Below are 22289 nucleotides of genomic sequence, written 5' to 3' on the forward strand. Positions count from 1 at the left end.
CTAGTTACACGATCGGTTGATGCACGGTCACCAGCTTGGTGCCATCGGGAAAGGTCGCCTCGACCTGGATATCGGCAATCATCTCGGCGATGCCGTCCATCACATCGGCGCGAGTGAGCACATTGCGGCCCTCGCTCATCAGCTGGGCGACGGTTTTGCCGTCGCGGGCGCCCTCCATCACTGCAGCGCTGATGAAGGCCACGCTTTCCGGATAGTTGAGCTTGAGCCCACGCGCCAGGCGGCGCTCGGCCAGCAAGGCGGCGGTGAAGATCAGGAGCTTGTCCTTCTCCCTGGGTGTGAGTTCCATGATCAGCCTAGTCTGTGCGATACCGCTTTCTAAGCAAGGCCCGTGCCGCCCTGCTCAGGCACGGAAACTGCACGGCTATGCCTCAATGCATAGCCAGCCCACCATCCCCTCCAACGCCAGCACCGCCAACGCCGCAAGCCTCAGACTTGCGGCCGCCCCGCAGCGCGTGATCAAGGTGCGGCGCGACTACAACGCCTGGGTGGCGAGCGAAACGCTGGAGGACTATGCGCTGCGCTACACGCCGCAGCGCTTTCGGCGCTGGTCCAACTTCCGCGTCGCCAACACCGCTTTTGGCGCCGCCGCTTTTCTGATTCTGGAAGCGGTGGGGGCCACTTTGCTGGTGCAGTACGGCTGGGCCAATGCCTTCTGGGCCATCCTGGCCACAGGCCTGATCATCTTCCTGGCAGGCCTGCCCATCAGCATCTATGCGGCCCGCTACGGCGTCGATATGGACCTCTTGACCCGAGGGGCCGGCTTTGGCTATATCGGCTCCACCTTCACCTCGCTGATCTACGCGTCCTTCACCTTCATCTTCTTCGCGCTCGAAGCCGCCGTGATGGCCTATGCGCTGGACCTGGCGCTGGACATCCCGCCGCGCTGGGGCTATCTGATCTGCGCGCTGGTGGTGATCCCCCTGGTCACGCATGGCGTGTCGGCCATCAGCCGCCTGCAATTGATCACCCAGCCGCTGTGGCTGTTCATGCTGCTGCTGCCCTTCGCGGTGGTGCTGATCAAGGACCCTGCTGCGTTTGCGGGCGTTGTGCACCATGCTGGCTCGCAATCGCACGATTCCGGGTTTGGCTTGGTCCACTTTGGTGCTGCGCTGACGGTGGGCATCGCCTTGATCACGCAAATGGGCGAGCAAGCCGACTATCTGCGCTTTATGCCGGCTTTGCCTGACAAGGCCAGCCCCGCCGACAAGCGCCGCTGGTGGGCCGCCGTGCTGATAGGTGGGCCGGGCTGGGTGCTGCTGGGTGTCGCCAAGATGCTGGGTGGCGCGCTCCTGGCCTGGCTAGCGCTGCAGCATATGGTGCCGCCCGAGCGCGCAGTCGACCCGAATCAGATGTATCTGGCCGCTTATGAATATGTGTTCCCGCGCTACGGCTGGGCGGTCGCGGCCACCGCGCTGTTCGTGGTGATCTCGCAGCTGAAGATCAATGTCACCAATGCCTATGCCGGCTCGCTCGCCTGGAGTAACTTTTTTTCCCGACTGACTCACAGCCACCCCGGCCGCGTGGTCTGGGTGGTGTTCAACACCTTGATCGCCTTCATGTTGATGGAGATGAATGTGTTCGAGGCGCTGGGCCAAGTGCTGGGTCTGTATGCCAATGTGGCGATTGCCTGGATCATGGCCGTGGTGGCCGATCTGGTGATCAACAAGCCGCTGGGCCTGTCGCCGCCGGGCATCGAGTTCAAGCGGGCGCATCTGTATGACATCAACCCGGTCGGCGTCGGCGCGATGGCGCTGGCTTCGCTGCTCTCGGTGGGCGCGCATCTGGGCCTGATGGGCGAGCTGGCACAAGCCTTCTCGGCCGTGATCGCGATGGCCACAGCCTTTGTCAGCGCGCCCTTGATTGCCTGGGCCACCGGCGGGCGCTATTACCTGGCGCGCCGGCCTGATCATCAAGAGCAGGGCAAATACGGGCGCCTGGAAACCCGCTGCTGCGTCATCTGCGAGCGCCACTATGAAGGCCCCGACATGGCCCATTGCCCCGCCTACCAAGGCCCGATCTGCTCACTCTGCTGCACGCTGGACGCGCGCTGCGGTGACCTTTGCAAGCCGCAGGCCAAGCTCTCCGCGCAATGGCGGGCGGCGCTACACAAGATCTTGCCGCGCAAGACCTGGCCCTGGCTGGACACGGGCCTGGGCCACTTTCTGCTCTTGATGGCGGTGCTGATGCCCTTGCTGGCCGCGCTGTTCGGCCTGCTCTATCACCAGGAGCTGCGAGGTTTGATGGGGGCCGCGCCAGAAGCCGCGCAAAGCCTGCGCAACGGCTTTGTAAAAGCCTATCTGCTGCTGGGCCTTGGCGTCGGCATCGCGGCCTGGTGGCTGGTGCTGGCGCACCAGAGCCGCGAAGTCGCGCAAGAGGAGTCGAATCGCCAGACCCAGGCGCTGATGCTGGAGATTGCCTCGCACGCCCGCACCGACGAAGCCTTGCAAAGGGCAAAGCAAGCGGCCGAGCAGGCGCAGCTGAGCGCCGAGCAAGCCAACCAGGCCAAGAGCCGCTATGTCAGCGCCATCAGCCACGAGTTGCGCACGCCGCTGAACAGCATCCTCGGCTATGCGCAGCTGATGGCCGAAGACGCCGAGTTGCCGCCGCGCCGCCGCCAAGCGGTGCAGGTGATCAAGCGCAGCGGTGAGCACCTGCTGCAGCTGATTGACGGCACGCTGGATCTGGCCCGCATCGAGGCCGGCAAGTTGTCGCTGGAACCGGCCGCGATGCAGTTCGAGGACGCCATGCATGAGCTGGCCGAAATGTTCGAGCTGCAAGCCGCCTCCAAAGGTCTCATCTTTCGCTTCGAGGTGATCGGCGAGCTGCCCAGCAGCGTGCGAGCGGATGAAAAGCGCCTGCGCCAAATCCTGATCAATCTGCTCGGCAATGCCTTGAAGTTCACGCCCGAGGGTCAGGTCGTGCTGCGGGTGCGCCATGCGCGCGAGATCGCCTTGTTCGAGATCGAGGACAGCGGCCCCGGTCTCAGCAGCGAGGCCTTGGGCCGCATTTTTGAGCCCTTCACGCGCGGCAGCACGCGCGCCACCGACGCCGCACCTGGCGCTGGTTTGGGCCTGACCATCGCCAAGATGCTGACCGAGTTGATGGGTGGCGAGTTGAGCGCCAGCAGCGAAGTCGGCCAGGGCTCGGTGTTCAGGGTCAAGCTGTTCTTGCCCGCTTTGGCGCCTCCCCATCAGTTAGAGCGGCTCAGAACTGCAGCGCCACGGCGCGGCTATGCCGGGCCACGCCGGCTGATCCTGATCGTCGACAACGAAGCGGCCGACCGCCAATTGCTGAGCGAGCTCTTGCAGCCGCTGGGCTTTGATTTGCGCAGCGCCGCCAGCGGCCATGATGCGCTGGACTTGGTCGCTAGCGGCGGCTTGCGGCCCGACGCGGTCTTGATGGATCTGGCCATGCCCGGCATAGACGGCTGGGAAACGATTCGCCGCCTGCGCTTGCTCACGCCCGCCGAGCTCCATATCGCCGTCGTCTCCGCCAATGCGTTTGAGAAAGGCCAGGACAACGCGGCTTTTGGCATCACGCCCGGAGACTTCATCACCAAGCCGGTGCGCCACGCCGAGCTGCTGGACTGGCTGGGGCGCAGGCTTCAGTTGCAGTGGCTGGACACGAGGGCGGAGACTGAGGAGGCGCCGCCAGCGCGGGCGCGTATCAACACCAGCCAGCTGCCCTTGGAACTTGACCCCGAGCTGCTGACGCCGCTGCGCGAAGCCTTGACCCTGGGCTACTACCGCGGCGTGCAGGCACAGCTGGACCTGATCGCCGGCGCCTTGCCCGCAAGTGCCGCCAGCGCCGCCTGGGTGGAGAGCTTGCGCGGCCTGGCGCGCCAATACCAATTCGAAGCGATCACAGCCATCTTGGGGCCGGAGATCCCTGCATGAACAACAACACCACCTTCATCATCACCCCCAAGCAAAGCATGGCACCTGCCAATATCAGCAAGGCGCCCGACTGGCTGGAACGTCAGCGTGGCGACCTGGTGCTGATCGTCGACGACGTGCCGGACAACGTCGCCATGCTGCATGACGCCTTGGACGAAAGCGGCTACACCGTGCTGGTCGCCACCAATGGCGAGTCCGCGCTGCAACGCGCCACCCAGGCCTTGCCCGACATCATCTTGCTGGACGCGATGATGCCCGGCATGGACGGCTTCGAAGTGGCGCGGCGCCTGAAGGCCGCCACCGCCACGGCGCATATCCCGATCGTCTTCATGACCGGCTTGACCGAGACCGAGCATCTGGTCGCAGCGCTGGACGCCGGCGGCGTCGACTACGTGACCAAGCCGATCAAGCCCAAGGAAGTGCTGGCGCGCATGCAGGTGCATTTGCGCGGCGCGCGCCAGGCGCAGGGCGCCGTGCAGACCCGCCGAGCGCTCGACGCTTTTGGCTACGCCAGCATCACGGTGCGCGTCAGCGACGGCCGGCTGATGTGGCAGACGCCGCTGGCGCGGGAGCTGCTCGCCGCCTATTTCGGCGCGAGTGGCCAGTTCTCTCCGGTGTTTGCGCCTGCGCCGGTGCTGGACTGGCTGCGTCGCCATGTGCCGGCGGCACGCGAACAGCAGATCGAGCCGCCGCGCTTTTATGCCGAACTGGGTGCGCGCCGCCTGAGTTTTGCGCTGCATCAGCAGATTGGCGCCGCTGAGCCGGAAGACCTCGGCGACGGCGAAAGCAGCGATTGGCTGATCGTGATGCGCGAGGTGTCGGACCTGGCAATCATTGAATCGATGGGCCTGAACTTCAAGCTCACCGCCCGCGAGGCCGAGGTGCTGTACTGGGTCGTCAAGGGCAAGATCAACCGCGATATCGCCGACATCCTGGGCGCCAGCCCGGCGACCGTCAAGAAGCACCTGGAGCGGGTGTTTTCGAAGTTAGGAGTCGAGACGCGGACTTCGGCTGCCGCGATGGCTTTGAATCGGATTCGGGCCTTGCATCCACATTGGGAGCTGTAGCCCGGCAGACTCTTTATTTAGCGTCTGCGCAACTGGGCCAAGGTCCAGGCTGGCAATAGTTCCAAATAGCCGGGCGAAAAGGCCTCCTCGGCTTGCCACAGATAGCGCGCGCTCATGCCCCAGGTCCACTCCTGCGGCAGCTGCGCCGCATAGTGGGCCGGGTTCAAGAGCTTGTGATCGCCGCCTTCAAACACCTTGACAGCATGGTGTTGCGCCTCGATCAAGTGCAGCGCTTGGTCGATCGGGCCGGCGTTGAGCAGCTCCGCATAACGCCGCGCGCTGGCGGCAGCATCGACATTCAAGTCCTCTTTGCCCCAGACCGCCAAGAATGGCGACTGCGTCTGCAACAGCCCCGAACTCACATCCGCGCTTCGATTCAGCGCCACAAATCGGTAGCGCTGTGCCGAAAGGGGCTCAGCGCTCGCCCCTCGTGGCGCGGGGGATGCTCTCGCATAGGACTGCAGCGCGCGCACATAGTCGGCGTGGCTGATTGCCACATCAGGCTGAGGGGCAGCGCCTTGCCAGCTGATGACACGCTGCACCGCCTGTGCCTCGTCTACACCTGCGCGCTGCAGCCGCATGCGGGTGAAGTACTCGCCCTGGCTGGGCCAATCCAGCGCGCCGCCGACCGTGATCAAGAAGGCGGGCTCAGCATCCATTTTGGCGCCCTGTGCAAATTCGGCCAAGACCCAAGCACCTTGCGAGAAGGCAATCAAGCCCGAGCCCTTGGCGTCCAGCTCCGGCCGCTGCGCCAGCATCGCCATCGCGGCAGCGGCCTCGTCGGCGCGGTCCCGCATGGTCTGCTCAAGCCAACTGCTTTGATGCGGGCCTACTGACTGCCCCGTACCCAGCTTGTCCCAGCTATAGCAGGCGATGCCCGCCTTGAGAAAAGCATTCATCACCAGGGCGTACTGGTCCAGCCCGCGCGTCTGCGCTCCGTCGCCATGCACAAAGGACACGACCGGATGCGGGCCCGGTCCGCTCGGCAGCAGCAGCGTGCCAGTCAAGGTGTTGGCGCCATGCTTGAAGCTCAGCTCAAGCGCCTGCTCGGCCTTGAGTTCATGCGGTTCCAACACCAGCAAGATCATGCCGACCAGCCCGATCAGGCCGACAGCCAGCGCTGCCAGGCTCAGCCACAAATTGCGACGAATAGTTCGAGTCATCGAGAAAGAAAGGTTCAGCTTGGTAAGCGTTCAGTGGACCGAAGAGGGACAAGGGCAAACTCGGGCCTGATGTTCAAATCTAAAGCCCCCGAGCCTCGATTTCACCGCGCCAGTATGCGAATCAATTGCTCACCGACTTCAATGGTTGAAGGCTCGCCCGAATCGTTATTGCTCAGCACACAGACAAAAAGAGATTTGTCCAAGGTGCGTGCGCTGTAGGCACTGAAACCGCTGATGCCGCCGTCGTGATCGACCACGGCCAGACCATCGATGCTGCGAGTCTCAAAGCCATAGCCGTAACCCGAACTTGCTCCGCCCGGCAGCGGGCTAGGCTGCCACATGCGTTGCCAGCTCTCGACGGACAGAACACCTGCTCGGCCGACCTGCTGCTCCCATCGAAACAAATCGTCCACTGTCGAGACCAGGGCACCTGCTGCGAACGGGGTGGCCATGCTGATGGGCGGCGCGGCTTGAAGATCGGGGTCCTCGGTGTAACCCTGTATGGGCCAAATGCCAGCATGGCCCTCGAGTGCCGTGGCGTGCATACCAAGAGGCGCAAAGAACTCCTCTTGGAAAAAATGGGCCAATGCGCGACCGGAGACTTTTTCAATCACGAGCCCCAACAGAAAGTAGCCCGAGTTGCTGTATGAAAATTGGGCTCCGGGCGCAAACATCAGTGCTTCATGCTGAAACAGATCCAAGACTTGCCGCTGGGACAGATCGCTCGCTTCAAGTTGATCGAAACCGGCACTGTCGGTGAAACAGCGTATGCCCGACGTGTGCTGGAGCAAATGCTCCAAACAGATGTTCTGACCATGCGCAGGGTAGGCAGGCAAGTAGTGATGCAAGCGCTCTCGCACATCAAGCAGCTTGCGCTCGTGCAAGCACATGATTGCGGCGGCCGTGAACTGTTTGGTCAATGAGCCAATCCGAAACATGTCCTTGACCGCAAGTGGCGACTGTGCGGCCATGTCTGCCGAACCGTAAGCCGCGCGGTGAATGATGCGGCCGTTTTGCGCAAGCAGGACGGCGGCGCCAGGGCGGTGGCTGGGATAGCTGCGATCTAGATAATCGTCTATTTGCACTGAGACAGGTGAATGAACTTGCATAGAGGCCGAGGAGGTGGCTGGCTATTTATTCGTCGTGATGCATCCTATGCCTTTGCAAATGCCTTTGAGCCAACTCAGGGATGCAAACTCTGGCTTGCGCCAAGCCATGACCCTACGTCATTCCGCGCCAAGGCCCGTGCCTTGGGCAACGCAGCCACAGCCACAGCCGCAGCCGCGGCTCGGGTATTGCCGAATACATCGCCAGCGAGGGGCCGGCGATACTTGCTTGCCCCTTGTCCACGGGTCATCAATTTACGTTCATTGAACCGTGGAGATCATGACTTATGCGCTTCGTTCGACTTATTCTGACAGGGCTCTTCTGCGCCGTGCTAACGGCCTGCGGTGGCGGCTCGCAAGAGCCTGGCAGCGCCACGCAAGAGCCAGCCACCTCAACGCCAGTTCCTCAAGCGAGCTACCCGGACCTGACGGTCAACCGCCTGCTGACCGACGCCGAGCTGCTGCCACCGCCTCCGCCGGCATCGGTGCAAGCGCCCAGCGCAGAGGAGGCGAAGTGGTTGCAAGCGACCCGGCGCCCTTTGCGCTCGCTGGTGGTGGATACCGACTTCTCCGATCTGGCATTTTTGAGCGCCGAATTGGCCAATCGACGCATCGTCCAATTGGGCGAAAGTTCGCACGGCGCGCGCGAGTTCAACTTGATGAAGGTGAGGCTGATCAAGTTCATGCACGAACAACTGGGCTATGACGTCTTGGCCTTCGAATCGTCCCTGCTGGCCTGCCATCTGTTCAACGCCGATATGGCCACGTCAATCAAGACGCCCGCACAGATGACACGAGGCTGCCTGTTCGGGATCTGGGACACCGAGGAGCTGAACGAGCTGTTTCGTTACATCAAATCGACCCACAGCAGTGCGCGGCCATTACAGCTTGCTGGCTTTGACATCCAAAGCTCCAGCGCCTTGGATCGCGAAAACGTCATGCTGCCTTGGTTCACGGGATTGACGGACGAGGTGGACGCCAACTCCCACGGCCTGGTGCTCGAGGCCTTGAAGAAGATCCTGGCCGATCTGGCCGCCAATAGCGGGCGCAAGGACTCGATCACGGGGCATGCGGCTCCGATTGTGGACTTGCTGCAGCGCGGGTCCGCCAAGGCCAGTGCCAAGCGCCGGGTCGATTTTGAGATGGCCATCCTGGCGCTCAAGGCCATGCAGGATCGCTACAACTACGATTTCGAGAGCGGCAAAAGCCCTGGCAACCAAGCGAGTCGTGAAAGAGGCATGGCCGATGCGTTGACGGGACTGGCCGAGCGCGCATATCCAAACGCCAAGATCATGGTCTGGGCCCATAACGCGCACATCGCCACCCACACCGACTATTACCCCTCCATTGCCCCGATGGGAGCGCAGCTGAAACAACGCTGGGGCGAACAGCTCTTCACGATTGGGCTCTTCATGCTGCGCGGCCAAAACGTGACGGACGTCCGCAGCAAGCAAGCGGTGCAGGTGAACGAACCGGGACGCGGCTCCCTGGAAGAGCTGGCCTACAGCCTGAACTTGGCGGCAGCCTATTTGCCTATCGAGGCCAGCAATCAGGCATCCAGCGGCGACGACTGGCAACATCGCCCGATTCAATTCAGATCCTGGGGCACCATCAATCATGTGGATGTCTTGGCGGCCAACTACAACGCAGTGATCATCATTGATCACACCAGCATCCCGCGCTACAACCCCTGAGCTCAAGACACCTGCTTGTGGTGTCTTGCTTGGGGCCGGCTGAGAGCGGCAGCAGTTCCGGTGTCGGCTCTAGGGATATCGCACAGACCCTCGCTCATCTATGCTGCGTTGCAGCATTTGCTTGGGGGGGATCTTCATGCGCATCGTCATCAACAACTTGGCCCGGACTGGGCTCAGCGTCGGCGTCCTCACGCTGTTGGCCGGCCTGCATTCGGCCTGGGCGGCCGACAGCCTGCCGGCGGTACAGGCTGCGGCCGACCGCACCTCAATCTCGGGTTTGTCCTCCGGGGCCTTCATGGCGGTGCAGTACAGCACCGCTTATTCGGCCAGCGTGATGGGCGTCGGGGTCGTCGCCGGTGGGCCTTACAACTGTGCCTATGTGAACTTGGGCGGGATTCTGACTTGCATGAGCGGGGCGCCGTCGGGCGGGCTCTCATGGGAGGCCGCCCAGGACTTTGCCTCATTCGGGCAGATTGACCCGGTCGCTGCCATCAGCAAGTTCAAGGTCTATGTCTACGGGGGCAAGCATGACACCGTGGTGCACCCCAGCGTGGTGAAGGCCACCAAAGACTTCTACACCGCCGGCGGCGTCGCCAAGAAGAATCTGACGTTTGTCAGCACTTTGCCCTCGGGCCATGCTTTCATTTCGCCGGATTTCGGCAACGCCTGCAAGGTCACCGAGTCGCCCTACATCGCCCAATGCAAGGTGAAGGGCTCGCCCTATGACCAGGCCAAGGCCATCCTCAGTCAAATCTATGGGCCGCTCAAGCCGGCCGTGTTGACGCTGTCGTCCACGGTGCGGCCGTTTGATCAGCGTGAGTTCGCTGCGGCCGACACGGGGCTGGACAAGGTGGGCTTTTATTACCTGCCCAAAGCCTGTGCTGCCGACAAATCCAGCCATTGCGCGGTGCATGTGGTGTTTCATGGCTGTGAGCAGGGTGCGGCGGCGGTCGGCAGCGATGTCTACAGCAAGGTCGGCTACAACCGCTGGGCCGATGCCAATCAGGTCATCGTGCTCTATCCGCAGGTGGTGGCCACGGAGTTGCCGCTGAACCCCAAGGGGTGTTGGGATTGGTGGGGCTACTCGGGGTTGAATTTTCAGGTGCGGGGTGGGGCGCAGTTGCATGCGGTGAAGAGCATGGTGGATCGATTGATCTCGGCGCCTTGACGCTGTGGGGCTTAAGTTTGAAGGCCATATTCAAGACCTCAGCTATCTGGCAGAAAGAATGCGCGGCCTTCGGCTCAATTGCTGGCCCCGCACGATGCCGGGAGTTCGTCCCGGCGGCCGACCTCCTTCTCTTGTCTCGCCAAGAGAAGGAGGCAAGAGAAGGCGACCCTGCCGCATGGCCCTGCGGGTCCGCTCGGTGCTCAAATTTGCCGGGCCGCGCCCAACTCACTGCGCTACGCTCCGTTCAGACAAGGGGCGCGAAGCCAGTTCTTGAGGTCGCTGCGCGACGCCCGACAAATTCTGCGCGCCTCGCCCATGCAGAAGGGGAATTCACAAGAACTCGGCTCGCTGCGCGTCGCCTCGATGGGTGCTGCGCTGCGCGCACGCACCGCGCAAGCGATGGCTTGAGGGTCAGGTCTTGCCTTCTGATTCAAGACCTGACCCCGGCCTTTTGTTAAATAGCCATACTTCGCCAGTTGAACGCAAACTTTGGCAACTCACATGAGCACTCCCGACGTTAATCTCCTTGCTTTGTTGGCCTACAGAATGGGAGCAATTTCCATAGGACATATGGCACTACGGCATCAAATGTCGTGGGATGTCGCGCCTTCAATGGAGGTGTACTTCAATGGCAAACTGGTCATCGATGGCAGGGCCACTGGCTTCACAAACCCAGCAATAGAGTCAGCCATTATTCATTGCCGAGCAATTCTTGAATTCCTGGGTCTTAAGTCTTCAAAGGCATCTTCCACAGGTATAGCTGAGCGCTCAAGGCGCACTAACCAGGATGACTGTGGCGTCGAGAACTTTGCCGGCCTATCGATGCTCACAAAAACAAAAGCCCTTGCCGCCTATCCCGGCGAACAGCTTGAGGCAGAAGCAGCGTTAGCACTAATTTTCCATTCAGCAAACAAAGGACTTGCACACACTACCGCATCCTTCGAACGCCACAGCGGAGAGGCCCGCCTGCTCGCGATAGCTTTTCGCGGGGTGCCAACACTACTTGTAAATGGCTTCTACCTTCCGCTCAATATTGCTCCGCCAAACCATGAACTTACTTCTCGCCCAAGAGCCGAATAGCTTTATGGCCTTGCCTTTAGCTGCAAGGCCACATATCTAAAGCGCTGGGTTCGAGGTCGGCCTTCAAAATTAGTGTCAAGACCTGACCCTCAAGCTATCGACTTGTGAGGTGCCGGCGCGCAGCGCAGCACCCTTCGAGGCGACGCGCAGCGAGCCGTGTTCTTTGGAATTCCCCTTCTGCATGGGCGAGGAGCGCAGAATTTGGCGGGCGTCGCGCAGCGACTTCAAGGACTGACTTCGCGCCCCCTGTCTGAACGGAGCGTAGCGCAGTGAGTTGGGCGCGGCCCGGCAAATTTGAGCACTGAGCGGACCCGCAGGGCCATGCGGCAGGGGCGCTTTCTTTGCCCTCTTTCTTGTGCGCACAAGAAAGAGGGTCGCCCGCCGGGGCGAACACCCGGCATCGTGCTGAATGAGCAATACACACGAAGCCAGCCCCGAAAACCGAGCCTGGCTGGACCGGAGCATCAGTTCTCCGCAATCTTCCCGCCCTTAAGCACCACGTCGCCACTAGCCTTGACATCCACGGCCTCACTGGCCTCGAAGCTGAGCCTGCGCCCCTTGATGACGATGCTGCCGTCCTTCTTCATCACCAAGCTCGCCTTTCCAACAACCAGTTCCAGCGAATCGCCCGCCTCAATGCGCAGCTTCTTGCCGACCTGAATACTCAAGTCCTTGCCCACCGTCAAACGATCTTGTCCGTCGATCACGACAAGGCGATCAAGGGGCGGCGGCAGCGCGGCAGCTTTCTCTTTCGGCATGACAAGTCTCCTCGTATGTAGATAGCTAGCTAGTTAGCAAGCTGGGGCTGGCGAAGGATAGCGGACGGACCGCAGCCCGTGTACGCCATTCGCCGTATATCCCGTTCAGGCAGCGCTGCCTACATTGAGGACGTCCGCAATGCGATCGATTGCGGCAAGCCTGCCCCCCCAACACCGACCAGACCCCCTTCCCAGGAGCACATCGACCATGATGCAACGCCGCAACTTCTCCCTCAAGACCTTGGCCGTCGCCAGCGCCGTCGCCGGCCTGAGCTTCACTGGCCTCAACGCCCAGGCCGCCGACACCATCAAGGTGGGCGTGCTGCACAGCCTGTCCGGCACGATGGCGATCTCGGAGACTGTCCTCAAGGACACCGTCTTGATGGCCATCGACGAGATCAACGCCAAGGGCGGCGTGCTGGGCAAAAAGCTCGAGCCTGTGGTCGTGGACCCGGCCTCCAACTGGCCGCTGTTTGCCGAGAAGACCAAGCAGCTGCTGACCCAAGATAAGGTGGCCGTGATCTTCGGCTGCTGGACTTCCGTCTCGCGCAAATCGGCCTTGCCGGTCTTGGAAGAACTCAACGGCCTGCTGTTCTACCCGGTGCAGTACGAGGGCGAAGAGCTGAGCAAGAACGTGTTCTACACCGGCGCCGCGCCGAACCAGCAGGCCATCCCTGCGGTGGACTACCTGATGAGCAAGGACGGCGGCGCGGCAAAGCGCTGGGTGCTGCTGGGCACCGACTATGTCTACCCCCGCACGACCAACAAGATCCTGCGCGCCTACCTGAACAGCAAGGGCGTGAAGGATTCCGACATCGACGAGAAATACACCCCGTTTGGCCATAGCGACTACCAAACCATCGTCGCCGACATCAAGAAGTTCTCGGCCGGCGGCAAGACCGCCGTGGTGTCCACCATCAATGGCGACTCCAACGTGCCCTTCTACAAAGAGCTGGGCAATGCCGGCCTGAAGGCCAAGGATGTGCCGGTGGTGGCCTTCTCGGTCGGCGAAGAAGAGCTGCGCGGCGTGGACACGAAGCCGCTGGTCGGCCACCTGGCCGCCTGGAACTATTTCATGTCGCTGAAGAACCCGGCCAATGCTGACTTCATCAGTAAGTGGACCGCCTACGCCAAGGCCAAGAACCTGCCCGGCCACAAGGACCGGCCGCTGACCAATGACCCGATGGAAGCGACCTACATCGGCATCAATATGTGGAAGCAGGCGGTTGAAAAAGCCAAGAGCACCGATGTGGACAAGGTCATCGCCGCCATGGCCGGCCAGACCTTCACCGCACCCAGCGGCATCACTTCCAAGATGGACGAGAAGAACCACCATCTGCACAAGTCGGTGTTCATCGGCGAAATCAAGTCCGACGGTCAGTTCAATGTGGTCTGGAAGACACCTGCCCCGGTCAAGGCCAAGCCATGGAGCCCCTTCATCGCCGGCAATGACGTCAAGCCCGATGAGCCGGTGAAGAAGTAAGTAAGTCATTGAGAGAAGAGCTAGCCGTATGAAGCGCCTGCTGAATTCATTGTTATGTGGTCTGCTCTTGTGGCCTTGCGTCACACAGGCCTTGATGACGCCCCAGCAGGCGCTCGCGCTGGCCACCGGCGACGGCGACGAGCGCAGCGCTGTGCTGCAAGCGATCGTCGCGGCGCCGGACGAACGCAGCACAAGGCTGCTGTTGGCCATGAAGGCCGAGCAAGTGAAGCTGGACCCCGCCCGCCAACTTTTGCTCATCGTTGACGAGAAGGGCCAGATGCAGGACGCGCTGACCGGCCAAGTGCTGGCCCAGCCGCCAGCCGCGCTGGACGACGTGATGCTGAACAACCGCCTGCGTGGCGAGCTGGATCAAGCGCTGGCCGTTTTGCAGCTGTTCGCGCCGGCGACTACGGCTGAGCGTCTGGCCGCCGCACGCTCGCTGCAGCAGGACGCCAAGATTGACTATCTGCCCATGCTGGACATGGCGCTGTCAAAAGAAGGCGACGCCGCAGTCCGTAGCGAATTGACGCTGGCAAGAGCCGCTGCGCTGTCCTTCAGCCCGGTCGTGGAGCAGCGTCTGCTAGCGGCCAAACTGCTCGGAGCCTCGCGCAGCCCGGCCACCCAATTGCTGTTGAACCAACGCCTGGCGGAAGAAACCGACCCCGACGTCAAGAGCGCCTTGAAGAATTCGCTGCGCAGCCTGGAGTCCACGCTGGCCCTGGGCGAACGCCTGGGCGCCTTGTTTACCGGCCTGAGCCTGGGCAGCATCTTGCTGCTGGTGGCGCTGGGCCTGGCCATCACCTACGGGCTGATGGGCGTGATCAATATGGCGCATGGCGAGCTGATGATGATTGGCGCCTACGCCACCTATCTGGTGCACCTGGCTTTTCGCCAATGGCTGCCGCCGAGCTGGTTTGACTATTACCTGGTGCTGGCATTGCCGGCCGCATTCCTCGCTGCTGCTGCCGTGGGCGCGCTGATGGAGCGGCTGGTGCTGCGCTGGCTCTACGGGCGGCCGCTGGAGTCGCTGCTGGCGACCTGGGGCTTGAGCCTGATGCTGATGCAGACGGTGCGCAGCCTGTTCGGCGCGCAAAACGTCGGCGTCGAAAACCCGGCCTGGATGAGCGGCGGCTGGCAGGTTTTGCCGAACTTGAGCCTGCCCTATAACCGGCTGATGATCATCCTCTTTGCCGGCCTGGTGCTGGGCGGTATGACGCTGTTGATCAAGCGCACGCGCTTGGGCCTGTTCGTGCGCGGCGTGACGCAAAACCGGCCCATGGCCTCTTGCATGGGCGTCAACACCGCCCGCGTCGACACCTATGCCTTTGCGCTGGGCTCCGGCATCGCCGGCCTGGCCGGCTGCGCGCTGAGCCAGGTCGGCAATGTCGGGCCGGACCTGGGCCAGAGCTATATCGTTGACGCCTTCATGGTGGTGGTGCTGGGCGGCGTCGGGCAATTGGCCGGCACCGTCTACGCGGCGCTGGGCTTGGGGATGCTGAACAAGCTGCTGGAGGGTTATGTCGGCGCCGTGCTGGCCAAGATCGCTGTGCTGGTTTTCATCATCATCTTCATCCAGAAGCGCCCGCAAGGCATTTTCGCGGTGAAGGGGCGGGCGGTGGAGGCATGACTGAGAGGCTGAGAACTTTTTACTGCGCGACCGCCATGCGTCGTTGGCCGGATGCTCGAAATCCTCACATACAGGGAGTACGTTCCGGTTTCTGTGCTCCGTCCGCCTAGCCTGACGGCCGCTCGCTACAAAAGTTCTCAGCCTCTGACGCGTCGCACCCAAGTCCATCTGTCCAAGCAATCGACATGACACCGAATCCCCACACACAACTGCTCAGCCCCAAAGGCTGGCTCAGCTTCGCCACGGCGCTGCTGATCATCTGCCTGCTGGCACCCATCCTCAACCTCTGGGTGCCCGAGGGTCAGGTCTTGCATCTGAGCGACTATGCAGTGGGCCTGCTCGGCAAGTTCATGTGCTACGCGATCTGCGCGCTGGCGATGGATCTGATCTGGGGCTTTGCCGGCATCCTGAGCCTGGGCCACGGCTTGTTCTTCGCGCTCGGCGGCTATGTGATGGGTATGTATCTGATGCGCCAGATCGGCAGCGACGGGCAGTACCAAAGCCCGCTGCCCGACTTCATGGTGTTTCTGGACTGGAAGACGCTGCCCTGGCATTGGGCTTTGAGCGACAGCTTCGCGGCCACCCTTATCTTGATCGTGCTGGTGCCCGGGCTGGTGGCTTTTGTGTTCGGCTTCTTTGCTTTTCGCTCGCGCATCAAGGGCGTCTACTTCTCCATCATCACGCAAGCGCTGACCTATGCGGCGATGCTGCTGTTCTTCCGCAACGAGACCGGCTTCGGCGGCAACAACGGTTTCACCGATTTCAAACGCATTGCCGGCCTGACGATTGCGACACCGCAGATGCGCATGGTCTTGTTCGTCATGAGCGGCCTGGCCCTGCTGGGCTGCTATTTGCTGGCGCGCTGGCTGACGCGCAGCAAGTTCGGCCGCGTGCTGCAAGCGGTGCGTGACGCCGAATCCCGGCTGATGTTCTGCGGCTACTCGCCGTTCGCCTACAAGCTCGCCATCTGGACGCTGTCTGCCGTGATGTGCGGCGTGGCCGGTGCGCTCTATGTGCCGCAGGTCGGCATCATCAACCCGAGCGAGATGAGCGTGGCCAATTCGATCGAGATCGCGGTGTGGGCGGCGGTCGGCGGGCGCGGCACGCTACTGGGCCCTATCGTCGGCGCCTTCCTGGTCAACGGCGCCAAGAGCTGGTTGACGGTCAGCGCGCCGGAGATCTGGCTCTATTTTCTGGGCGCGCTGTTCATTGCGGTCACGCTGTTCCTGCCGCATGGCTTGGCGGGCCTGGTCGGGCAAATCAAATCCAAAGGCAAGACATCATGACCCCCGACCTGATGGAGCAAGGCAGCGAGCGGCTGCAGCGCAAAAAGGAAGTGCAAGAACAGGGCAGCTCGGGCGGCCGCAACGCTGGCTATTCGCGTGTGCATGAGCCCGGCGCCTTGGATCTGGCGCATGGCCGCATCCTCTACCTGGAAGACGTCAGTGTGTCCTTCGATGGCTTTCGCGCCATCAACAAGCTGTCGCTGGACATTGCCCCCGGCGAGCTGCGCTGCATCATCGGTCCCAACGGCGCCGGCAAGACCACGATGATGGACATCATCACCGGCAAGACCCGCCCTGACGCCGGCCAAGTTTTCTTCGGCAGCACCATAGACCTCTTGCGCCACAGCGAGGCCGAGATCGCCGGCCTGGGCATAGGCCGCAAGTTCCAAAAGCCGACCGTGTTCGAGGCGTTGACCGTGTTCGAGAACCTGGAGCTGGCGCTCAAGTCGCCACGCGGTGTGGCCTCCGCCCTATGGCACCGGCTCAGCGGCGTGCAGCGCGACCGGCTCGGCGAGGTGCTGACCCTGATCCAACTGACCGATCAATGGCAGCGCCCGGCCGGCCTGCTCAGCCATGGCCAGAAGCAATGGCTGGAGATCGGCATGCTCTTGATGCAAGAGCCCAAGCTGCTGCTGCTGGACGAGCCGGTGGCAGGGATGACGGACCAGGAAACCGAACGCACGGCGGAGCTGTTCTTGTCGCTCAAAGGCAAACACTCCTTGATCGTGGTCGAGCATGACATGAGCTTCATCGCGCGCATCTCGGAGATCGTCACGGTGCTGTGTGAGGGCGCGGTGCTGGCCCAGGGCACGCTGGCCCAAGTGCAGGCGGACGAGCGGGTGATCGAGGTCTACCTCGGGAGATAAGTGAGAAGCATCATGCTGCAAGCCAAAAACATTCATCAGTATTACAGCGGCTCGCACATCTTGCGCGATGTCAGCGTCAGCGCCAGCGCTGGCCGCATCACCGTGCTCTTGGGCCGCAACGGCGTGGGCAAGACTTCGCTGCTGAAGTCCTTGATGGGCTTGGTGCCGATCAAGAGCGGCGAAGTGCTGTTCGACGGGCGCAACATCACCAAGCTGGCACCCTACGAGCGTGCTCGCGCCGGCATCGGCTATGTGCCGCAGGGCCGCGAGATTTTTGCCCGCCTGACGGTGGAAGAGAACCTGCGCATGGGCCTGGCCACCCTGCCCGGTGGCACGCCGATTCCGCCGCATTTGTTCGAGCTGTTCCCGGTACTCAAGCAAATGCTGCAACGGCGCGGCGGCGATCTGTCGGGCGGCCAGCAGCAGCAGCTCGCGATTGCGCGCGCGCTGGCGGCCGGGCCGAAGTTGCTGATCCTGGATGAGCCGACCGAAGGCATACAGCCCAATATCATCAAAGACATCGGCCGCATCATTCGCCAGCTGGCCGACCATGGCTTGAACGGTCAGCGCATGGCGGTGTTGCTGTGCGAGCAGTATTACGACTTTGCCGAAGAGCTCGCCGATGACTACCTGGTGCTGGAGCGCGGCGCGGTGATCTCACAGGGCACGCGCAGCGAAATGGTCAGCAAAGGCGTGCGGCAGATCGTGTCGATTTAGTTTCTTGTCTACATCGCCATTCACATGGACCACAGGCGCGGCGGCGCGGACGGCATGCCCCAGAGCTCGTGCCGCCACAGGGCCCATGCCTGGCGCAGCAGATCCAGGCTCGGTTCCGTCAGCTCGCTCAAGGCACGCAAGACCAGCACCTGCCCATGTGGCGCGGTGACGCCGGCAAACTCACGCAAAGAATGGGTCTCGATCAGCGCACGCACGGCATCAAGCGCCCGCTCCTGACGAGTACGGCTGATGCCTGAGCCGGCCGCGAACACCAAGGTGGCCAGGCAACGCCGCCCCGCCAGACCGAGCAGGCCATTCATCAGCAAAGCGTCATCGGCCGCGATCACCCCTTGCTCCAGCCAAACGCCTTCGACCTCCAGATGTTGAGCGAAGCGCCCGCGATCGAAAGGCTGGCCGGCTGCGGGCAGGCCTAAAGCGGTGATGTCCCAACACATCATCTCGGCCCCCGGCGCCAGCGCAAAACGCGCTTCGTTGCGCGCCTCGCAGCCGGGATAGGCCAAGGCCTCCAGCGGCAGCCACTCGAGCCGCGCGCCCGCAGCCAGCGTGGCGCGCACCGCCTGAGTGGCGACGGCACCCGCTTCGCTGCGATAAAAGCGCGTGGCGCCTGGCGTGGTGACGAGGCCATGCGCGCCCTCGCCCACTTGCAAAGAAACCGCCAGGGTGTCGCCGCCGACCAAACCACCAGGCGGATGAACCAAGACGTTATGGCAGACCGCATCGCCTTCGGGGTAGAGGCTTTTGAGAATGCGCAGCGGCCCGCTGTGCTCATAGCGCGCCACGCTGCGGCCATGCTCGCAGGCATAAGCAATCGACAAGTCGGCGCGCCAGTTAGAGCCGGCGGGCGAACTTGTCGGGGGGCAAGGGGTCAAACTATTCATGGAATGCTTATATGCAAGATCCGCGCCCGGCCACCGGCAGAAAAATCAAGGGCCAGCGCGGCCTTGCGCCATTGTCGCTGGCGCTGCTCTACCGACGATCCCAGGCAATATGCAGCGTGTCGCATGTGGCTGGTGTCGATCGAGCCAGGCGCTCAGCATGGGGGCTTTCACGAGAACGAGGTTTTCGCCATCTGGCCTTAAGCCGCTCGTTCGCCAGATCAAAACCCAGGAGTTGGACATGCTGAGCTTTCTTGCTGCGGCGCTCGTCGTTGCTGCCACCGCAGCCCTTGCACCGCTGGACGCCATGCCGCAAACCCGGCTCGATGCCGAACTGCGCTGCCTCTTGGGTGTCTACACCCTGCCGGCGGGCAGGTCGGTGACGATCACCGGCTTCGGGGGCCAGCCTCGCGGCCTGCAATACACCCTCTCGAACGGCCAATTCGGGAACCTGCAGGAGGCAGAGGACGGCACGTTCGGCACTGCAAGTTTGCAGATCAAGTTCGAGCCTTGCAGCGCCGGCAAGATGACCTTGGCGACGATGCAAGGCCAGCTTGCCGAGCAGGCACTTCGTTTGCCCCTGCTCGAGAAAGAAACGAGCTTCTACAGCGACGGCGTCAAGCTGCATGGCAAGCTGGTCCTGCCGCCGGGTGGCCGTGCTCAGTCGCTGGCCGTGTGGGTCGAGGGTTCCAACAACGACCCTTCCACCGATGACAGCGTCTGGCAGTACGAGCTCGCCCGCCGGGGTATTGCCGTCTTTGTGTATGACAAGCGAGGGACGGGTGCGTCCGCTGGCGCAGCGCTGTCCGACTTCCAGGCCCGCGCACGCGACACTGCTGCCGCAGTCCGGGCGGCCCGGCGCCTGGCGCCGGACATCCGCTCGGTCGGCGTGATTGGCGCGAGCCAAGGCGGCTGGGTGGCGCCACTGACCGCGACGCTGGTCAATCTGGATTTCATCATTGCTGCCTTCGCCATGGCCGAGGGCCCGATCGCCCAGGACCAGGCGCTGGTGGAGCAGCAAGTCCGGGAGGCGGGCTTCGATGCCGCCGTGCTGGCCGAGGCCAAGGCGCTGACAGCAATCACCGAAAACATCGTGCGCTCCAATATGCGCGAAGGCTTTGCGGAGCTGGACGCATTCAAAGCCAAACATGCCGGCGCGCCCTGGCTGGAGGCCATACAGCCACGCTCCTACACCGGCATCTTTTTGAAATTCAGCTCCGAGGACATCAAGACCAAGGGCCCCGCCATGGCGCAAGGCTTGAGCTTCGACTATGAGCCCCGCCCCGTGATCGAGGCGGTCAAATCGCGCCAGCTTTGGCTGCTGGGCGGCAGCGATCGCCAGGCGCCTAACGCCGGCACTCAAGCGATCCTGCGCCAGATTCAGCTGCAACGACCAAACATCGCCGTGGTGCTCTTCCCGCAAGCCGACCATGGTTTGATCGAGCCGATCCAAACCGCCGACGGTGTGGCAATGGCCTATTCCGCGAAGCTGTTCGACCTAGCTGCCGACTGGATCAAAGGGCAGAAGCTTCCGGCAGCAGGAATGTTTATCGAGATGCCGGCTGGGGGAAATCGAGGACCTTGAGGCGGGGGCTTCCCACCCGCTCACCTACTGGGCTCGGCGCGCTCGCAGCGGCTTTCAATGAGCAATAGCCGCTGCGCTGCAGGGCTTGAGGTCCGGGTGATGCCGTGAGGCAATCTGCGCCGCCAGAATATGCTGGCTCAAGCCCTCGGCCCAGAGCGCATAGCCGGCCGCGCTGGGGTGGAAACCATCGGCGGCCATGCCGGCCGTGGTCGTCGTGCTGGGATGCCAATGCATGCTGCGCCCCACTTTTTCGATCAGCAGCGCGGCCAAGCTGAGGTTCATCTGTTGCGCCCAGCGGCCCATGAACCAGCGCAGCGGCTGCGGCAGCGCCAAGCAGGCGTGCATGGGCGGCACGGCGCTGTGCATCAACAGCGCAGGCGCGAAGCGCAAGGCGATGAGATCGGCCAGCCGGCTCTGCCAGCACGCCCATTGCAAGGGCGCGCACAGGGCGGTCGCGTCATTGGCGCCCATGGACAGCACAACCACATCGAAGGCCGCCTCAGGCGTGTCCAGCAGCAGTTGGTGCAGGCCCGGCGAGTCCAGCCCATTGACCGCCAGCACGCACCACTCGACCCTGTGATGCCGGCTCAGGCGTCGCACCAGTTGGCCACACAGCGCCTGCTCCTGCGTCGGCGCGCCGACGCCCGCAGCGCCTGAGTCACCCGCCACCAAAAGCCGGATCAGTGACCCCTGGCCGGCGCTGCCGGCGCGCTGCCCCGGCGGCTCGGGCATGCGCGGCGTGATGCGACGCACATGCCGAGCCTGCAGCCACAGCAGCGGCCCCAGCAGCCAGAGCAACAGCAGGCGCTGCCAAGGGCCTAGATTTGCGGGCGGGCGGGTCTTGCGGTGTGCGTGCATGGATGCGCCTCGTGCGTGAAGCTCGCTGACAAGGTGGAAGCTGGAGCCTGAGCCCGCCGCGCGGCCGGGTCTGTGCGTTCTCGAACGGATGGCAGCGGCCGGGCGGGCCGAGCGGGCCGGGCTGCAAACAGGGGAGATGCGACACTGCGCGCTCTGGCGCATGCGCGTCAGCGCTCGGACCTCCCGAACCTCCCACTTACCCATGCCCCACGCCGTCTCACTTTTGCGCGCCGCTCGCTTGGCGCGCAGCAGCAAACCTTTTCTCGCCCGTGGTGGCTTCAAGCGCGATCGCTGCGCCGACTGCCGGCTGAGCGTCACGCATTGCATGTGCGCACTGCGCCCTTCGGTGCCGACGCGTGCCGGCATGTGCCTCTTGATGGCCGACGTCGAGCCGCTCAAACCCAGCAATACCGGCTGGCTGATTGCCGATATGGTGGCCGATACCTTCGCTTTCGGCTGGGCGCGCACCGAGACCGACCCGGCCTTGCTGACGCTGTTGAAGGACCCGCAGTGGCAGCCTTTTGTGGTGTTCCCGGGCGAGTTTGTCGAGCCTGAGCGGGTGGTGCACAGCGTCAACTTGGACCATGCGGGCGACGCTCAGCCGCCCAAACGCCCGCTCTTCATCTTGCTGGACGGCACCTGGAGCGAGGCCCGCAAGATGTTCCGCAAGAGCCCCTATCTGGACGCCTTGCCGGTGCTCAGCCTGGAGCTGGCGCAGATCTCGCAGTACAAGCTGCGACGCTCGCGCCGGGATGATCATTTCTGCACCAGCGAGGTCGCCTCGCTATGCCTGAGCTTGGCCGGCGAGGAGCTTGCCGCGCAGACGCTGGAGGTGTATCTGGACGTCTTCAGCCACCATTATTTGCAAGCCAAGAACCAGCAGCCTATCGACTGGGACGACGCTGCGCACCAGCGCCTGCGTGAGTTGGCAGGGCAGCCGCCGGCGCCCGTGCTGGCCTGAACCACGGCATCAGCTTCGATCCGCGAGCTGCGGCCCCGCTTCGGTCGATTCCTGCTG

18 protein-coding genes are annotated in these 22289 nt (G+C 63.0%); 12 read left to right on the top strand and 6 right to left on the bottom strand.

What is annotated here, in order from left to right; translation table 11 throughout:
* Window positions 1-4: 4 nt before the first annotated feature.
* On the bottom strand, window positions 5-307 hold the full coding sequence (locus tag PRZ03_RS12365) for an urease subunit gamma (protein WP_263571969.1): 303 nt from the start codon (window positions 305-307) through the stop codon (window positions 5-7).
* A gap of 85 nt (window positions 308-392) precedes the next feature.
* Between PRZ03_RS12365 and PRZ03_RS12370 the strand changes: the two genes are divergently transcribed.
* The gene (locus tag PRZ03_RS12370) at window positions 393-3917 is read left to right on the top strand and encodes a hybrid sensor histidine kinase/response regulator (RefSeq protein ID WP_273600578.1); all 3525 of its coding nucleotides are present in this window, start codon (window positions 393-395) and stop codon (window positions 3915-3917) included.
* Between the two features lie 38 nt (window positions 3918-3955).
* Window positions 3956-4984, top strand: coding sequence for a response regulator transcription factor (locus PRZ03_RS12375; protein ID WP_273600800.1), 1029 nt, complete (start codon window positions 3956-3958; stop codon window positions 4982-4984).
* Window positions 4985-5001: 17 nt separating this feature from the next.
* Here PRZ03_RS12375 and PRZ03_RS12380 read toward each other — a convergent pair whose 3' ends face one another.
* Together PRZ03_RS12380 and PRZ03_RS12385 are read right to left on the bottom strand one after the other, a co-directional pair.
* Window positions 5002-6147, bottom strand: coding sequence for an alpha/beta hydrolase family protein (locus tag PRZ03_RS12380; RefSeq protein ID WP_273600579.1), 1146 nt, complete (start codon window positions 6145-6147; stop codon window positions 5002-5004).
* A 101-nt stretch (window positions 6148-6248) separates the two neighbouring features.
* A complete protein-coding gene (locus PRZ03_RS12385; RefSeq protein ID WP_273600580.1) occupies window positions 6249-7232 on the bottom strand; it encodes a serine hydrolase domain-containing protein in 984 nt (327 codons plus the stop codon).
* 308 nt (window positions 7233-7540) lie between these two features.
* On the opposite strand from PRZ03_RS12385, the gene PRZ03_RS12390 reads away from it, so the two are divergent.
* The 3 genes from PRZ03_RS12390 (at window position 7541) to PRZ03_RS12400 (ending at window position 11195) form a co-directional block, all read left to right on the top strand.
* Window positions 7541-8947, top strand: coding sequence for an erythromycin esterase family protein (locus PRZ03_RS12390; RefSeq protein ID WP_273600581.1), 1407 nt, complete (start codon window positions 7541-7543; stop codon window positions 8945-8947).
* A gap of 136 nt (window positions 8948-9083) precedes the next feature.
* Window positions 9084-10115, top strand: a complete 1032-nt coding sequence (locus PRZ03_RS12395; protein ID WP_273600582.1) for an extracellular catalytic domain type 2 short-chain-length polyhydroxyalkanoate depolymerase — start codon at window positions 9084-9086, stop codon at window positions 10113-10115.
* A 501-nt stretch (window positions 10116-10616) separates the two neighbouring features.
* Window positions 10617-11195, top strand: coding sequence for a hypothetical protein (locus PRZ03_RS12400; RefSeq protein ID WP_273600583.1), 579 nt, complete (start codon window positions 10617-10619; stop codon window positions 11193-11195).
* Between the two features lie 464 nt (window positions 11196-11659).
* Here PRZ03_RS12400 and PRZ03_RS12405 read toward each other — a convergent pair whose 3' ends face one another.
* The gene (locus PRZ03_RS12405) at window positions 11660-11953 is read right to left on the bottom strand and encodes a hypothetical protein (RefSeq protein WP_273600584.1); all 294 of its coding nucleotides are present in this window, start codon (window positions 11951-11953) and stop codon (window positions 11660-11662) included.
* Window positions 11954-12164: 211 nt separating this feature from the next.
* Here PRZ03_RS12405 and urtA point away from each other — a divergent pair, with 211 nt between their 5' ends.
* The 5 genes from urtA (at window position 12165) to urtE (ending at window position 17932) form a co-directional block, all read left to right on the top strand.
* Window positions 12165-13436: an urea ABC transporter substrate-binding protein gene (gene urtA / locus PRZ03_RS12410; RefSeq protein WP_263532945.1), complete on the top strand. Its 1272-nt coding sequence runs from the start codon at window positions 12165-12167 to the stop codon at window positions 13434-13436.
* A 28-nt stretch (window positions 13437-13464) separates the two neighbouring features.
* Window positions 13465-15063, top strand: coding sequence for an urea ABC transporter permease subunit UrtB (gene urtB / locus PRZ03_RS12415; protein ID WP_409993958.1), 1599 nt, complete (start codon window positions 13465-13467; stop codon window positions 15061-15063).
* 185 nt (window positions 15064-15248) lie between these two features.
* The gene (gene urtC, locus PRZ03_RS12420) at window positions 15249-16349 is read left to right on the top strand and encodes an urea ABC transporter permease subunit UrtC (protein WP_273600585.1); all 1101 of its coding nucleotides are present in this window, start codon (window positions 15249-15251) and stop codon (window positions 16347-16349) included.
* Complete coding sequence (gene urtD, locus PRZ03_RS12425) at window positions 16346-17215, top strand: urea ABC transporter ATP-binding protein UrtD (protein ID WP_273600586.1); 870 nt, start codon at window positions 16346-16348, stop codon at window positions 17213-17215. The genes urtC and urtD overlap by 4 nt, the downstream gene beginning before the upstream one ends.
* Window positions 17216-17227: 12 nt before the next feature.
* Window positions 17228-17932, top strand: coding sequence for an urea ABC transporter ATP-binding subunit UrtE (urtE, locus tag PRZ03_RS12430; protein ID WP_273600587.1), 705 nt, complete (start codon window positions 17228-17230; stop codon window positions 17930-17932).
* A gap of 20 nt (window positions 17933-17952) precedes the next feature.
* Here urtE and PRZ03_RS12435 read toward each other — a convergent pair whose 3' ends face one another.
* Window positions 17953-18831: an urease accessory protein UreD gene (locus PRZ03_RS12435; protein ID WP_273600588.1), complete on the bottom strand. Its 879-nt coding sequence runs from the start codon at window positions 18829-18831 to the stop codon at window positions 17953-17955.
* Between the two features lie 238 nt (window positions 18832-19069).
* On the opposite strand from PRZ03_RS12435, the gene PRZ03_RS12440 reads away from it, so the two are divergent.
* A complete protein-coding gene (locus tag PRZ03_RS12440) occupies window positions 19070-20413 on the top strand; it encodes an alpha/beta hydrolase family protein (RefSeq protein WP_273600589.1) in 1344 nt (447 codons plus the stop codon).
* A gap of 54 nt (window positions 20414-20467) precedes the next feature.
* On the opposite strand, the gene PRZ03_RS12445 is transcribed toward PRZ03_RS12440, so the two are convergent.
* Window positions 20468-21271, bottom strand: coding sequence for an SGNH/GDSL hydrolase family protein (locus tag PRZ03_RS12445; protein WP_273600590.1), 804 nt, complete (start codon window positions 21269-21271; stop codon window positions 20468-20470).
* Window positions 21272-21473: 202 nt separating this feature from the next.
* Here PRZ03_RS12445 and PRZ03_RS12450 point away from each other — a divergent pair, with 202 nt between their 5' ends.
* Window positions 21474-22232, top strand: coding sequence for a tRNA-uridine aminocarboxypropyltransferase (locus tag PRZ03_RS12450; RefSeq protein ID WP_263532340.1), 759 nt, complete (start codon window positions 21474-21476; stop codon window positions 22230-22232).
* Window positions 22233-22289: the final 57 nt, after the last annotated feature.

Source organism: Roseateles albus, assembly GCF_028595345.1.
GTDB lineage: Bacteria > Pseudomonadota > Gammaproteobacteria > Burkholderiales > Burkholderiaceae_C > Paucibacter_A > Paucibacter_A albus.